This window comes from Sphingomonas radiodurans (assembly GCF_020866845.1).
In the GTDB taxonomy this organism is placed as follows: domain Bacteria; phylum Pseudomonadota; class Alphaproteobacteria; order Sphingomonadales; family Sphingomonadaceae; genus Sphingomonas; species Sphingomonas radiodurans.
This window is the reverse complement of sequence record NZ_CP086594.1, coordinates 2,220,622-2,234,120: the sequence shown is the minus strand read 5'-3', so window position 1 is coordinate 2,234,120 and position 13,499 is coordinate 2,220,622. Positions and strand designations below refer to the sequence as shown.

Sequence of the window (13,499 nt, the reverse complement as noted above, 5' to 3'; positions counted from 1 at the left end):
GGGGGAGGAGTCGATCAGGCCGCCGGCATGCGGTGAAGCGCGCACAGCTTGTTGCCATCGGGATCGCGCAGATAAGCGAGGTACAGATCGCCCATACCGCCGCCCGCGCGCACGCCCGGCGCATCCTCAATCGCCGTGCCGCCGGCCTCGACGCCCGCCTGATGCCAGGCGTTCGCCTGCTCCGGCCCGTCCATCGCAAAGCCGATCGTGCCGCCATTGGCGTGCGTCGCGGGCTCGCCGTCGATCGGCTGCGAAACGAGGAACAGCCCGCCATTGTGCATGTAGATCAGCCGGCCCTTGGGGTCCTGGAACCCGGGCTTCCCGCCGACCGCGCCGAACAGCGCGTCATAGAACTTCTTCGACCGATCGATGTCGTTCGATCCGACCATCATGTGGCTGTACATAGATCCTCTCCCCAGATTGGCCCGGCGGTATTCCGGCGGGCGAGCCGCCGTCTTGCGTCAGCGCGATGGCAGGAACAAGTCAGCCCTCGAGGAACGGCGCGGCGATTTCGGGGCGGACGCGCAGCAGCCGGCCGCTGGCGCGATCGAGCAGCGCCCAGGTCGTCACGCCATCCACCAGCGTCTTGCCGTCTGCATCGACGAAGCGGAAATGGCGATCGAAGCGCGCCCCACGCGGCGGCTCGGGCACCCACGTCTCGCCGGTCGCCGTCGCCCCAACCGCGAGATTGCCGCGATAGTCGATCGCGTGCCGCGTCACGACCCAGATGAAGGCGGCGCGATGCTCGGCCGGCGCCACTGACTCCCAGTGCGCAACCGCAAGCTCCTGCACCCAGCGCACCCACACCGCATTGTTGACGTGGCCAAGCTCGTCGATGTCCGCCGGCGCGGCGGTGAAGACCTTGGTGAAGCTCATCGCCCCCTCCACCAGCGCACGAACTGGAAGATCGCGAAGCCGCTCGACAGCACCGCGATGCCCATCAGCAACGTATGTCGGCTCGGTCGCAGCCGCCCCGCCGCCTCGGTCACCGCTTCGCCGAACCAATAGCCGAGCGCGGTGAACAACGCCGCCCAGACGATCGCGGCGACCGCGTTGATCGGCAGAAAGGTCGCCAGCGGCACCTGGCTCGTCCCGATCGCGATCGGGCTCACCGTGCGAAAACCATAGAGAAACCGGAACGCGAAGATGAAGCCGGTCGGATAGCGTTCGAGCAATTGCAGCGCCTTCGCGAACGCCCGCTTCTGCGTCCAGCGTTGCACCAGCGGGCGATCACGATAGCGGCGCCCGGCGGCGAAGAAGAACTGGTCGGCAAGAAACGAACCGAGCGCCGCCGCCGCGAGCGCGAACGGCCAGGCGACATATCCCTGGTGCGCGATCAGTCCGCCGGCGATCACAGCAGTCTCGCCTTCGAGCATCGCCCCGGCGAACACCGCTGCGACCCCCCAGCGCGCGACGATCGCCTCGATCGTCACCGCTTGCAGAGCTTGCCGGTGTCGCGGCAGAATGCAGCCGCGATGTCGGCCTTGAGATCGAGTGACCCGAGTGATCCCAGCGCTTCGGCCATCACCGCCGGCTGCACCTCACGCAGTTTGCGCTGAGCAGGGTTCTCGGCCAGCGCCACCAATTCGCGCAACTCGGCCTCGGTAAAGCGCTTCGCATAAGCCGTCCCGAACGCCGTCTCGATCCGCGTCATGCCAGCCTCGAACGTCACCTTTGCGGTCTCGCGAAGCTTCTGCTGCTCGTCTGCTGAAAGTTCGGGATGCGCCGCGACCAGCTCCTCGGTGTCCTTTTGCGCGACCATCGGCAGCAGCGCCATGATCGATCCGCTGCGTGCGAGCCGCGCGCCAAGCGCGGTCGCGTCCGTCGTTGGCACGGCCGCCGCCTGCGCCAGAGCAAAAGCCAAAAGCATCATCCCTCCACCCCCAACTGCCACAGCACAAACGCATGCTCCTCCGCACCTTCGCGCAGGCTCTCGAACCGCCCGGACTTGCCGCCATGCCCAGCGCCCATGTTGGTCTTGAGCAGCAGGATATTGTCGTCGGTCTTGGTCGCGCGCAGCTTGGCCGCCCATTTCGCGGGCTCCCAATAGGTCACGCGCGGATCGTTGAGCCCGCCCGAGATGAACAGCGGCGGATAATCCTGCGCCCGCACATTATCGTACGGGCTGTAGCTGCGGATCAGCTGGAACGCGGCGGGATCGGTGATCGGATTGCCCCATTCGGGCCATTCGCCCGGCGTCAGCGGCAGGGTGTCGTCCAGCATCGTGTTGAGCACGTCGACGAACGGCACGTCGGCGATCACCGCGCCCCACAGCTCGGGGTTTGAATTGACCACCGCACCCATCAGCTCACCACCCGCCGATCGCCCCGCAATCGCGATCCGCCCTTCGCTGGTCCAGCCGCCATCGATCAGCCCGCGCGCGACATCGACGAAATCGGTGAAGGTGTTGGTCCGCTTCGCCAGCTTGCCGTCATGATACCATTGCTGCCCCAGATCGTCCCCGCCGCGGATATGCGCGATGGCATAGGCGAAGCCGCGATCGAGCAGCGACAGCCGCCCCGTCGAGAAGCCGGGCGGTATCGCATGGCCGTACGCGCCATAGGCATAGAGGAACAACGGCCGGCTGCCGTCCTTCGGGAAGTCAGCCGGATAGACGATCGACACCGGCACCTGCGTCCCGTCGCGCGCCGCAATGTGCAGCCGCTCGGTGCGATACCGGTCGCCGTCATAGCCCGAAGGGATTTCCTGCATCTTCAGCACGGTCAGCGCGCGCGTCGCGACGTCATAATCATAGACGGTGCCCGGCGTGACCATCGACTCATAGCTCACGCGCAGGATCGTCTGATCATATTCCGGATTGTCGCCCAGCCCGGCGGCATAGCTCGCCTCGGGAAACGCGATCCGCTCGCCCACCGTCGGCGAATCGTAGCGGTGGATTGCCACCTGATCGAGGCCCTGCTCGCGCCCCTCGACGACGAAGAAGTCACGATAGCATTCGACGCCGGTCATGTAGAAATGAGCGCTCGGCCCGATCAGTTCGGTCCACTCGCCGGGCGCCGAAAGCGGTGCGGTGACGAGCCGCCACATCGGGTCGATGTCGTTGGTGTGGATGAACAGCTTGTCGCCATGCGTCTCGACATCATATTCGCGGCCCGGCTGGCGCGGCGCCACCAGGATCGGCTCGGCAAGGGGATCATTCGCCGGATACAGCCGCACTTCGCTCGTCACATGATCGCCCGTCGCGATGACGATCCAGCGCCGGTCGCTCGTCTCGGACACGCCGACGCGATAGCCCTCATCGTCCTCATGGAATAGCTCGACGTCATCGGCCGGATCGCTGCCGAGGCGATGCAGCCGCGCATTGTCGGTGCGCCATTCCTTGTTGGCGAGTCCGTAGAGGAACGCCGAATCGTCCGCGACCCAGACGATGTCGGAAAGCATGCCGAGGATCGTGTCGGGCAGCAGCGCACCGGTCACGAGATCCTTCACATGGATCGTGAACCGCTCCGAGCCATTGTCGTCGATCGCATAGGCAAGCTTGGTCGCGTCGTTCGACACCGCGAATGCGCCGAGCCGGAAATATTCCTTGCCCTCGGCCAGCGCCGGCTCGTCGAGCAGCAACTGGTCCGCGCCACCCGCGACCGGCTTGCGCCACCATTTGCGATACTCGCCGCCGGTCTCGTACGCGGCCCAGTAGAGCCAGTCCCCATCCTTCTGCGGCACCGAGGATTCGTCTTCCTTGATGCGGCCCTTCATCTCTTCGTACAGGCGATCGATCAGCGGCCGATGCGGCGCCATCGCGGCCTCGAAATAGGCATTCTCTTCTTCGAGGTATGCGAGCACGTCCTTGTCGTCGACGTCTGGGTAATTGGGATCCTTCAGCCACGCCCAGGGATCCTCGATGGTGACGCCGTGTGCCTCGAACGAATGCGGGCGGGTGGCGGCGATGGGGGCTGCGGGAAGACTCATGCCCCTTCCTTAGGCCGCTGCGCGCCTGAGTCGATCCACCGCAGCGCAGCTATGATTGCAAGAACTGCATCTAAGTCGACTGTTTTTGCAGTTGCAGCGCATGATGCTGCGGCGCACAAGGGTCACGCCTTTCAGGCATCCTCTCCTAAAAACTATCATGGCCGGTCCTTTGGATCGGCCTTTTTTTCGTGCTGGTGACTCGGCATTGGCCGCTTGCCCACACGCGCTCGGTGCGCGATGGCACGGTTGAACGCCGCAATAAGGAACGTACTGCATGGCCGGAGGCCTAGTCGCGCTGCTCGACGATATCGCCGTCATCGCGAAGCTCGCCGCCGCCAGCCTCGATGATGTCGCTGCCGCCTCTGCGAAAGCGGGATCGAAGGCAGTCGGCGTGGTCATCGACGATGCTGCGGTCACGCCGCGCTACGTCACTGGGCTCAGCCCCGCACGCGAACTGCCGATCATCTGGAAAATCGCGCTGGGCAGCCTGCGCAACAAATTGCTGTTCCTGCTCCCCGCCGCGCTGCTGCTGTCAGCGTTCGCGCCCTGGGCGATCACGCCGATCCTGATGCTCGGTGGCGCCTACCTGTGCTTCGAAGCCAGCGAAAAGATCTTCGAGGCGTTCACCGGCACGCATCATGCCGCCGAAGTGGCCGAGATCACCGATCCCAAGCAGCTCGAGGACCGACAGGTGGCGGGGGCGATCCGCACCGATCTGATCCTCTCGGGCGAGATCATGGCGATCGCGCTTGCCGAACTCTCCGATCAAAGCCTCATCAACCAGGGCATCGCGCTTGCACTGGTTGGCTTGGTCATCACCGTGGCGGTTTATGGCGTTGTTGCGCTGATCGTGAAGATGGACGATTTCGGCCTGGCGCTGGCCGCGCGCGAAGGCGCCGGCACGCAGGCGATCGGCCGCGGGCTAGTTTCAGCGATGCCGGTGGTCTTGAAGGCGTTGAGCATCATCGGCACCGCCGCGATGCTGTGGGTCGGCGGGCAGATCATCGTCCACGGGTTGGAGGAATATCACCTGACTCCATTGCCCGAATGGATTCACCACGCATCGGAATTTGCTGGCCGTTCCGTGGCGGCAATCGGCCCGATGCTGGAATGGCTGGTCTATGCCGGGCTGTCGGCCGTGGTGGGGATCATCGTCGGCGGCGTGATCGTCGGCTTGCTGCACCTCAAGCCGAAGAAGCACTGAGCGTCATCGTCATGCCGGGCTCGTCCCGGCATCCACGGCGCCGCGACTCCTTCATGCGCTGGATGCGCTAACAGGTGGATGCCGGGACGAGCCCGGCATGACGGAAAAACCTACGCCACTGCCCGCGTAAGGCTCAGGAACACATCCTCCAGATCTGCCTCGCGCGTCGATACATCGACGATGCCGAACCCCGCCGCCTGCACCGCCGCCAGCACCTCGCCCGCGTTCACCTTGTCCTTCGAATAGGTGATCTCCAGCGTCCGCGCGCCCTTCAGCGCGATCTTCTCGAAGCACACCGCCTGCGGCAGCGTCGCGACATCGCGCTCCACCGTGACCGCGACCACCTTCTCCTGCGCCCGGCTCAGCAGTTGCCCGGTCGGCTCGTTGGCGACCACCTTCCCGTGGTTGATGATCGCGATTCGGTCGCACAATTGCTCGGCTTCCTCGAGATAGTGCGTCGTCAGCACCACCGTCACGCCGCCGGCGTTCAACTCGCGCACATAGGCCCACAGCTGCTGCCGCAGTTCGATATCGACCCCCGCGGTCGGCTCGTCGAGCACCAGCACCGGCGGCGAATGGACCATCGCCTTAGCCACCATCAGCCGTCGCTTCATGCCGCCAGACAAGGTGCGCGCATAGGCCGATGCCTTGTCCTCCAGATGCACGGCACGCAGCAGCTCCATCGATCGCCGCTCGCTCTTGCGCACGCCATAGAGCCCGGCCTGGATCTCCAGCGTCTCTACCGGCGTGAAGAACGGGTCGAACAGGATCTCCTGGTTGACGATCCCGATCGATGCCTTGGCGTTGCGCGGGTGGGCATCGATGTCGAAGCCCCAGATCGAGGCCGTGCCGCTCGTCTTGTTCACGAGCCCCGCCAGGATGTTGATCAGCGTCGACTTGCCCGCGCCGTTCGGCCCCAGCAGCCCGAAGATCGTGCCGCGCGGCACGTCGAAGCTCACCCCGTCGAGCGCGCGCTTGCCGCCCTCATAGGTTTTGCAGAGATTGTGGATCGCGATCGCGGCATCGGTCATGTCGCGCGGTTAAGCCTGCACGCGTGCGATTGCTAGCACTCTACCGCCTTGCTAACGCGACGCACATGGTACCGCCTTCCGAAACCTCCCGCGTCTCGCAGCACCGTGTCGCTTGCGACGGCGCCCACGATGGCCTCCCCGCCGCGCTCGGCCACCCGCGCGTGTGGCTGGAAATCAGCGAGCTCGGCTATGTCGATTGCGGCTATTGCGACCGCCGCTTCGTGCTGATCGGCGGCCCGGCGGATGGCGCCGACCAGAGCGCGCTGGACGACCACGGCGACGGCGCAGGACGCTAAGGCCGGCGCCACGGCGACGTGACGTAACGATTGCCATGGCCCGGCAACGCCCTACATTCATGCGATGACCGCAACCGATCCCCGCTCGTTCCTCTACCGCGACACGCTCAGCCCGGAGGCGGCGCAGGCGCTGACCGCCGATGCGCTCGGCAAGGCCGATGATGGCGAACTCTATCTCCAGTATCGCAAGTCCGAAGCGTTCGGCTTCGACGACGGGCGATTGAAGACGGCAAGCTACGACACGCATTCGGGCTTCGGCCTGCGCGCCGTGTCGGGCGAGACGACGGCCTTCGCGCACGCCAGCGAACTCTCCGAAGCCGCAATCAAGCGCGCCGCGGAGACGATGCAACTGATCGATCCGTCGACCGGCCCCAAGTCGGCGCCGCCCGCGCGCACCAACCAGCGGCTTTACACCGATGGCGATCCGCTCGATCTCGTGCCGTTCGCCGACAAGGTGAACCTGTGCCAGACGATCGACGCCGCGGCACGCGCCCGCGATCCGCGCGTCGCGCAGGTCTCGGTCGGCCTGTCGGGCACCTGGGGCGTGGTCGAGATCGTCCGCCCCGACGGTTTCGTCGCGACCGACGTGCGCCCGCTCGTGCGCCTCAACGTCTCGATCGTCGTCGAGCAGAACGGCCGCCGCGAAACCGGCACCTTCGGCATCGGTGGCCGCTACCTCTACGATTCGCTTTTCGAGCCCGCGACCTGGAACCGCGCAATCGACGAGGCGCTGGCGCAGGCGCTGGTCAATCTCGAGTCGGTCGCGGCGCCCGCCGGCGAGTTCACCGTGCTGTTCGGGCCAGGCTGGCCCGGCATTTTGCTGCACGAGGCGATCGGCCACGGGCTCGAAGGCGACTTCAATCGCAAGGGCACCAGCGCCTTCTCCGGCCGGATCGGCGAGCAGGTCGCCGCACGCGGCGTCACGGTGGTCGATGATGGCTCGATCCGCGATCGCCGCGGCTCGCTGACGATCGACGACGAAGGCACGCCTACCAAGGAAACGATCCTGATCGAGGACGGCTTCCTCAAGGGCTACATGCAGGATCGCCTCAACGCCCGCCTGATGGGCGTCGAGGCCACCGGCAACGGCCGCCGCGAAAGCTTCGCCCACGCCCCCATGCCGCGCATGACCAACACCTTCATGAAGGGCGGCAATGATGATCCCGCAGAACTGCTCACACGTGTAAAGAATGGCATCTTCGCCAAATCCTTCGGCGGCGGCCAGGTCGATATCGTCTCGGGCAAGTTCGTCTTCTCGTGCACCGAGGCCTATAAGATCGAGAACGGCAAGATCGGCGCACCGATCAAAGGCGCAACGCTGATTGGCGACGGCCCGACCGTGCTGACCAAGGTACTCGGCGTCGGCAACGATTTCGCACTCGACGAAGGCATCGGCATGTGCGGCAAGGGCGGGCAGAGCGTGCCGGCGGGCGTCGGCCAGCCGACGCTGCTGGTCGGCGGGCTGACGGTGGGTGGAACCGCCGCTTAGTAGGCGCCGATCAGGACATCTAACGCCCGTCCGATCTCATATTCCTGCGCGATGAGAGACGCGACCGGCTGACGCAGCACCTTCGCCGGGACCGCAGCGGCGAAGTGCGTCAGCATCACCCACTCTTCTCCGCATATTGAGAAGCGCGGATTGAGCCGGTGATCGGAGCTATTGTATCGTTCCGCGTTACGAAGCGGCACCACAAGCCGGCTGTTGAGCGCAGAGAGAAGGTCGGATTGGCAGTCCAGCCAATATTCGCCTTCTCCATCCGGATAAACGTCAAACTTCGCCATTAAAAAAGACGATACTTTTCAAGCGGCAAGCCGTGTTCATCAACCCAGGCGTTGTTCGCTTCGATCCACTCGCGATGTTCTTCACGCCACCGCACTTCCAGCGCCCGTTTTGCAGCGACCCGTAACGCTGCTTCGCTGACCTGCGACAGATTGATACCTGCCTCTCGCGCCGCGGAAACAACCCCGGTATCTATCGACAGGTTCACGGACTTGCGCTTGCCGGACGCGATCGGATCGTGTTTCATGCGCATAAACTATGCGCGCGCTCTTTGCGCGTCAACGAGGAGCATCCGCGATGGCCGAGTTCTTCCCTGCCCTCTTGCCAGCGCATCGCGAGTTCGTCGCCAAACAACCGGTCTTCTTCGTCGCCACCGCGGCGGAGGGCACGCGGGTTAATCTCAGCCCCAAAGGCATGGACAGCTTCCGCGTGCTTGACGATCGCACCGTCGCCTACCTCGACGTGGCCGGATCAGGCAACGAGACCAATGCGCACCTTCTCGCCGACGGCCGCATCACGATCATGTTCTGCGCGTTCGACAACCCAGCTTTGATCTTCCGGATATACGGCCACGGCCGCCCCGTCCTGCCGCAGGACGCCGACTGGGGCATCACGGCCAGCCACTTCACGCTGTTGCCCGGCACGCGGCAGATCTTCGTCGTGGCGATCGACGAGGTGCAGACATCGTGCGGCTGGGGTGTGCCGTACATGGCGTTCGAACGCGAGCGCGACACGCTGAGCAAGTACCACGAAAAGCACGGCGACCCCGCTCGCTTCGCCAAATACGCGGCGCGCACGACCAGCATCGATGGCCTGCCCGTCCGCAACCCCACCGTACCGGCCTGATGCTGGTCGAGCTCGGACGCTACGACCGCAATCTCGCGAACATCATCGTCGGTCGGCTCGCCAGCGACGGCATCGAAGCGCACGCGTTCGATGGTGGATCCTCGATCGCCGACGGCAGCTGGCTGCTGATCCCCGTCCGCGTGATGATCGACGAGGATGATCTCGATTGCGCCAGGCAGATAATCGACCCTGCCTGATTTTAAGGCAGCATCAATTATCTGCACAAAAACTAACGCTGGTTAACCATCGTTACGCCTTCGTTACCGACGCAGCGCACTTGGCACGGCCGTTGCGTATCCCTCCTCCGGGTAACGCGAAGGGGGCGCGATGAAACTGGTCATTGCCATCATCAAGCCGTTCAAGCTCGACGAGGTGAGGGAAGCCCTTACCGGCATCGGCGTGGCGGGGATGACGGTCACCGAGGTGAAGGGGTTCGGTCGGCAGAAGGGCCAGACCGAGATTTATCGTGGGGCCGAATACAGCACCAACATGGTGCCCAAGATCAAGGTCGAGGTGGTCTGCGCCGCGAGCCTCGCTGATCGCGTCGTCGAGGCGATCCAGGCTTCGGCCAACACCGGCGCGATCGGCGACGGTAAGATCTTCGTCCTGGATGTCGGCCAGGCCGTGCGCATCCGCACCGGCGAAACTGACGACACGGCCCTGTGAGCGCCGCGAACGAACCAGACACCACGAGGGGGGTGGATATGAAGCTTAGCAAATTTGCAGGAGCCGCTGGGCTGGGCGCTGCGTTTTTCGCCGCGCTGCCCGCCTGGGCGCAGGATGCCGCAGGCAACGTAGCCGATGCCGCAGCACCCGCTGCCGCCGCCGCCGCCGCTGCGCCATTCGTGCCGACTGCGGAAATGGTCAACAAGGGCGATGTCGCCTGGATGCTCATCGCATCGGCGCTCGTGCTGATGATGTCGGTGCCGGCACTGGCGCTGTTCTACGGCGGCCTGGTTCGCACCAAGAACATGCTGTCGGTGCTGATGCAGGTGCTGACGATCGTATGTGTCGCGGCGCTGGTATGGTTCGGCTGGGGCTATTCGATGGCCTTCACCTCCACCGGGACGCCCTTCCCCAAGCTGGTCGGCGGGCTCGACAAGGCCTTCCTCGCCGGGGTCAGCCCGACCACCTTCGCGGCGACCTTCTCGAACGGCGTCTATCTGCCCGAATATGTCTTCGTGATCTTCCAGATGACCTTCGCTTGCATCACGCCGGCGCTGATCGTCGGGGCATTCGCGGAGCGGGTAAAGTTCACCCCGCTGATCCTGTTCGTGGTCGCGTGGCTGACGCTCGCCTATTTCCCGCTCGCGCACATGGTATGGTACTGGGCGGGTCCAGACTTCCTGCCGGCTGCACCCGATGACAGCGGCCTCCTGTGGGGCTGGGGCGCGCTCGACTTCGCTGGCGGCACCGTCGTCCACATCAACGCGGGCATCGCTGGGCTGGTCGGCTGCATCATCATGGGCCCGCGTCGCGGCTACAGCACCGAGCCGATGCCGCCACATTCGTTGACCATGACAATGATCGGCGCGTCGCTGCTGTGGATCGGCTGGTTCGGGTTCAACGCCGGCTCGGGGCTCGAGGCGAATGCCTTTGGTGCGCTGGCCTTCATCAACACCTTCACCGCCACGGCCGCCGCCGGCGTTACCTGGGCCGTGATCGATCAGATCATGCACAAGAAGCCGTCGCTGCTCGGCGCCGCCTCGGGCGTCGTCGCGGGGCTTGTCGCGATCACGCCGGCGGCGGGCTTCGCCCATCCGGGCACTGCGATCATCCTCGGCGCGGTCGCCTCGGGCGTGTGCTTCCTGTTCGTCACCAAGGTGAAGAGCGCGCTGAAGTATGACGATACGCTCGACGTGTTCGGCATCCACTGTGTCGGCGGCATCATCGGCGCGATCGGCACTGGCATTGTCGCGGCACCGTCGCTCGGCGGGCAAGGCTGGATTGATTACACCGCGCCCGTCGCCAAGGCCGGCGAATATGACCTCGCTGGGCAGGTGATCACGCAAATCTGGGCGGTCGGCACCACGCTCGTGTGGTCCGGTGTGGTCAGCGCCGCGCTGTTCTTCCTGCTCAAGGCGACGACGGGGCTGCGTGTATCGGCCGAGGTCGAGGCGGAAGGCCTCGACATCAACGAGCACGGCGAACGCGCCTACAATTATTGACGAGATTGGGCGCCGGCTGCGGCCGGCTCCCAAACCATGTTCCTCCTGCGGACGCACTAAGGCCCGGTACGAAAGTACCGGGCCCTTTTTTATTCGCGGAGTGTCGTTGAAAGGCGCGCCTTGAAGCAGGCGCTGGAGGGATCAGTGGCCGTAGGTCTTGATGCCCTGACGCCGGAGTCGCTCCCGCTTTCGGCGCGCCAGCGTGAAGCCGAGCCATGGCACGGCGATGACGAACAACAGCCCGATCAGGCCGTAAGCGATGATTTCGCGCGTCGTATCGAGCACTTGCACCCCCTTCAGCAGAGTAAGCACGGCGTGCATCGCACTGCCCTGCAGGTTATGTCACGCTGCCGTACCCAAAGGCGCCCCGCGGTATCAAATGCGTGTCACATCCTAGATGACACAGCTCGATTGCCTTGCCTATGTTAAGTTGAATGCGGCGGGCGGGTTGACGCATCCCTGCCGGCCGCGCTCCTTAAGCCACCAGGCTAGCGCGCCCGCCCGCGTGGCGCTCCAGCCGGCCGCCAAGTTCCAGTTCGAGCAACACCATCTGCACAATCGCTGCAGCAATACCGGATTGGCGGATCACTTCGTCGACCGGCACCGGAACGGGACCGAGCAGCGCGATGACTCGCGAACGCGCCACATCATCGGCGTCCGCCGCCGGCTCGGCGAAAAAGCGCTCCGTCGGGGAGCGGACCAACCGCGCATCGAACGGTCGGATCTGCTCGAGCACGTCGGCCGCGCTCTGCACCAGCGTGGCGCCCTCGCGGATCAGCAGATTGCATCCTTGCGCGCGCGGGTCGAGCGGGCTGCCCGGCACCGCCATCACTTCGCGGCCCGCCTCGTTCGCTAGCCGCGCGGTGATCAGCGAGCCCGATTTCGGCGCCGCCTCCACCACCAGGGTGCCGTGCGCCAGGCCGGCAATGATCCGGTTGCGATACGGAAAGTGCCGTGCCCGCGGTTCGGTGCCGGGCGGCATCTCGGCCAGCAGCAGCGCCTCACCCGCAACGCGTTCCTGCAACTCGGCATTCTCGGGTGGATAAGCGACGTCGATCCCGCCCGCGATCACCGCGATCGTCGCGGCGCCCGCCCCCATGTGCGCTGCGGTATCGATCCCGCGCGCGAGCCCGGAGACGACCGTCACGCCTTGCGCGGCAAGGTCATGCGCGATCCCGCGCGCGAAGCGGCACGCGGCGGCCGAGGCATTGCGCGCGCCGACGATCGCCACCGTCAGCCCCTCGGCCGGCGGCAGCGTCCCGCGCAGCGTCAGCACCGGCGGCGCGTCGTCGAGCTGCGCGAGCAGCGCCGGATACAGCGGATCGTCGATGAACAGATAGCGCGCGCCAAGCCGCTCCACCGCCGCGATCTCACGCGCGATCAGTGCCGGGTCGGCCGGCACGCTCGCGCGTCCGCCGCCACGCCGCGCGAGATCCGGCAAGGCATGGATCGCGGCGCGCGCGCTGCCGAAGCGGCGCAGCAAATGGCGATAGGTGACCGGGCCAACGCCCGGCGTGCGGATCAGCCGCAGCCGATCATGGTCTTCCTGCGTCGCATCGGCATCAGCCACGCGGCGTGCCGATGCGCGGCTCCGTTCCTTCGATCAACCGGCCGACATTCTCGCGATGCTTCCACAGCACCAGCAACGCCAGGGACAACAGCAACGGCACAAGATCGAACTCGCCGAGCACCGCCGCGGCAACCGGCGCGCTCGCCGCCGCAACCAAGCCAGCCACCGACGAAATCCGCAGCAGCGCCAGCAGCCCGATCCAGACGATCGCATAGACCAGCGCGAGCGGCCAATGCAGCGCCAGCACGATCCCCATCAGCGTCGCCACCCCCTTGCCGCCGTGAAAGCGCAGCCACACCGAATGACAATGGCCGACGAACGCGCCAGCGGCGGCCAGTTGCTCGTTCCCCGGCAACAGTGCCGACGCGATCACTACCGCCGCCCAGCCCTTTGCGAGATCGAGCAGCAGCGTCGCTGCCGCCAGTCCCTTGCGGCCCGTCCGCAATACGTTCGTGGCGCCGGTATTGCCCGATCCGATCTGGCGCAGGTCACCCGCCCCGCCCATGCGCGTCAGTAGCACGCCGAACGGAATCGACCCAAGCAGATAGCCAAGCAGCAACGCCGCGAGCGGCGGCATCCAAACGACCTCGGTAATCAGGTGCGATCCCTCCCGCTTCTCGTGACGATAACTCAACGATCGCCTTGTGGCCACTGACCTATATCAACGGTGACCC

The 13,499-nt window shown here is 65.5% G+C and carries 18 protein-coding genes; 7 read left to right on the top strand and 11 right to left on the bottom strand.

Translation table 11 applies throughout. The features are described 5' to 3' along the window. Window positions 1-14: 14 nt before the first annotated feature. From LLW23_RS10395 to LLW23_RS10375, 5 genes are all read right to left on the bottom strand, one after another. The gene (locus tag LLW23_RS10395; protein ID WP_228945265.1) at window positions 15-404 is read right to left on the bottom strand and encodes a VOC family protein; all 390 of its coding nucleotides are present in this window, start codon (window positions 402-404) and stop codon (window positions 15-17) included. 79 nt (window positions 405-483) lie between these two features. After that, window positions 484-876, bottom strand: coding sequence for an acyl-CoA thioesterase (locus LLW23_RS10390; RefSeq protein ID WP_228945263.1), 393 nt, complete (start codon window positions 874-876; stop codon window positions 484-486). Continuing rightward, a complete protein-coding gene (locus tag LLW23_RS10385; RefSeq protein ID WP_228945261.1) occupies window positions 873-1,433 on the bottom strand; it encodes a DedA family protein in 561 nt (186 codons plus the stop codon). The genes LLW23_RS10390 and LLW23_RS10385 overlap by 4 nt, the downstream gene beginning before the upstream one ends. Further along, entirely contained in the window at window positions 1,430-1,873 is a 444-nt protein-coding gene (locus LLW23_RS10380; RefSeq protein ID WP_228945259.1) for a DUF2059 domain-containing protein, read from the bottom strand. Before LLW23_RS10380 ends, LLW23_RS10385 begins: the two co-directional genes overlap by 4 nt. Next, window positions 1,870-3,930, bottom strand: a complete 2,061-nt coding sequence (locus LLW23_RS10375) for a S9 family peptidase (RefSeq protein ID WP_228945257.1) — start codon at window positions 3,928-3,930, stop codon at window positions 1,870-1,872. The genes LLW23_RS10380 and LLW23_RS10375 overlap by 4 nt, the downstream gene beginning before the upstream one ends. A gap of 274 nt (window positions 3,931-4,204) precedes the next feature. Between LLW23_RS10375 and LLW23_RS10370 the strand changes: the two genes are divergently transcribed. Next, entirely contained in the window at window positions 4,205-5,134 is a 930-nt protein-coding gene (locus LLW23_RS10370; RefSeq protein ID WP_228945254.1) for a DUF808 domain-containing protein, read from the top strand. A gap of 110 nt (window positions 5,135-5,244) precedes the next feature. Here LLW23_RS10370 and LLW23_RS10365 read toward each other — a convergent pair whose 3' ends face one another. Continuing rightward, window positions 5,245-6,165 (bottom strand): ABC transporter ATP-binding protein, encoded by a 921-nt coding sequence (locus LLW23_RS10365; RefSeq protein ID WP_228945252.1) that lies wholly within the window; start codon window positions 6,163-6,165, stop codon window positions 5,245-5,247. Window positions 6,166-6,230: 65 nt separating this feature from the next. On the opposite strand from LLW23_RS10365, the gene LLW23_RS10360 reads away from it, so the two are divergent. Both LLW23_RS10360 and tldD read left to right on the top strand, forming a co-directional pair. Then, on the top strand, window positions 6,231-6,461 hold the full coding sequence (locus tag LLW23_RS10360) for a zinc-finger domain-containing protein (RefSeq protein WP_228945250.1): 231 nt from the start codon (window positions 6,231-6,233) through the stop codon (window positions 6,459-6,461). 64 nt (window positions 6,462-6,525) lie between these two features. After that, entirely contained in the window at window positions 6,526-7,950 is a 1,425-nt protein-coding gene (tldD, locus tag LLW23_RS10355) for a metalloprotease TldD (RefSeq protein WP_228945248.1), read from the top strand. Here tldD and LLW23_RS10350 read toward each other — a convergent pair. Both LLW23_RS10350 and LLW23_RS10345 read right to left on the bottom strand, forming a co-directional pair. Continuing rightward, entirely contained in the window at window positions 7,947-8,243 is a 297-nt protein-coding gene (locus LLW23_RS10350) for a CcdB family protein (protein ID WP_228945245.1), read from the bottom strand. The two genes, tldD and LLW23_RS10350, sit on opposite strands and share 4 nt — an antisense overlap. Next, window positions 8,243-8,488, bottom strand: a complete 246-nt coding sequence (locus LLW23_RS10345; protein WP_228945244.1) for a type II toxin-antitoxin system CcdA family antitoxin — start codon at window positions 8,486-8,488, stop codon at window positions 8,243-8,245. The genes LLW23_RS10350 and LLW23_RS10345 overlap by 1 nt, the downstream gene beginning before the upstream one ends. A 50-nt stretch (window positions 8,489-8,538) precedes the next feature. Here LLW23_RS10345 and LLW23_RS10340 point away from each other — a divergent pair, with 50 nt between their 5' ends. The 4 genes from LLW23_RS10340 to LLW23_RS10325 all read left to right on the top strand — a co-directional run bounded on the left by LLW23_RS10340 (window position 8,539) and on the right by LLW23_RS10325 (window position 11,255). After that, on the top strand, window positions 8,539-9,087 hold the full coding sequence (locus LLW23_RS10340) for a pyridoxamine 5'-phosphate oxidase family protein (protein ID WP_228945242.1): 549 nt from the start codon (window positions 8,539-8,541) through the stop codon (window positions 9,085-9,087). Further along, window positions 9,087-9,284: a putative signal transducing protein gene (locus tag LLW23_RS10335; RefSeq protein ID WP_408641942.1), complete on the top strand. Its 198-nt coding sequence runs from the start codon at window positions 9,087-9,089 to the stop codon at window positions 9,282-9,284. Before LLW23_RS10340 ends, LLW23_RS10335 begins: the two co-directional genes overlap by 1 nt. A 130-nt stretch (window positions 9,285-9,414) precedes the next feature. Next, window positions 9,415-9,753 (top strand): P-II family nitrogen regulator, encoded by a 339-nt coding sequence (locus LLW23_RS10330; RefSeq protein ID WP_228945240.1) that lies wholly within the window; start codon window positions 9,415-9,417, stop codon window positions 9,751-9,753. Between the two features lie 38 nt (window positions 9,754-9,791). Then, window positions 9,792-11,255, top strand: a complete 1,464-nt coding sequence (locus LLW23_RS10325) for an ammonium transporter (RefSeq protein ID WP_228945239.1) — start codon at window positions 9,792-9,794, stop codon at window positions 11,253-11,255. A 141-nt stretch (window positions 11,256-11,396) separates the two neighbouring features. Here LLW23_RS10325 and LLW23_RS10320 read toward each other — a convergent pair whose 3' ends face one another. The 3 genes from LLW23_RS10320 to plsY form a co-directional block, all read right to left on the bottom strand. Beyond that, on the bottom strand, window positions 11,397-11,576 hold the full coding sequence (locus LLW23_RS10320; protein WP_228945236.1) for a hypothetical protein: 180 nt from the start codon (window positions 11,574-11,576) through the stop codon (window positions 11,397-11,399). Window positions 11,577-11,730: 154 nt separating this feature from the next. Continuing rightward, a complete protein-coding gene (gene dprA / locus LLW23_RS10315) occupies window positions 11,731-12,825 on the bottom strand; it encodes a DNA-processing protein DprA (protein ID WP_228945234.1) in 1,095 nt (364 codons plus the stop codon). Further along, window positions 12,818-13,402 (bottom strand): glycerol-3-phosphate 1-O-acyltransferase PlsY, encoded by a 585-nt coding sequence (plsY, locus tag LLW23_RS10310; RefSeq protein ID WP_228948539.1) that lies wholly within the window; start codon window positions 13,400-13,402, stop codon window positions 12,818-12,820. Before plsY ends, dprA begins: the two co-directional genes overlap by 8 nt. Window positions 13,403-13,499: the final 97 nt, after the last annotated feature.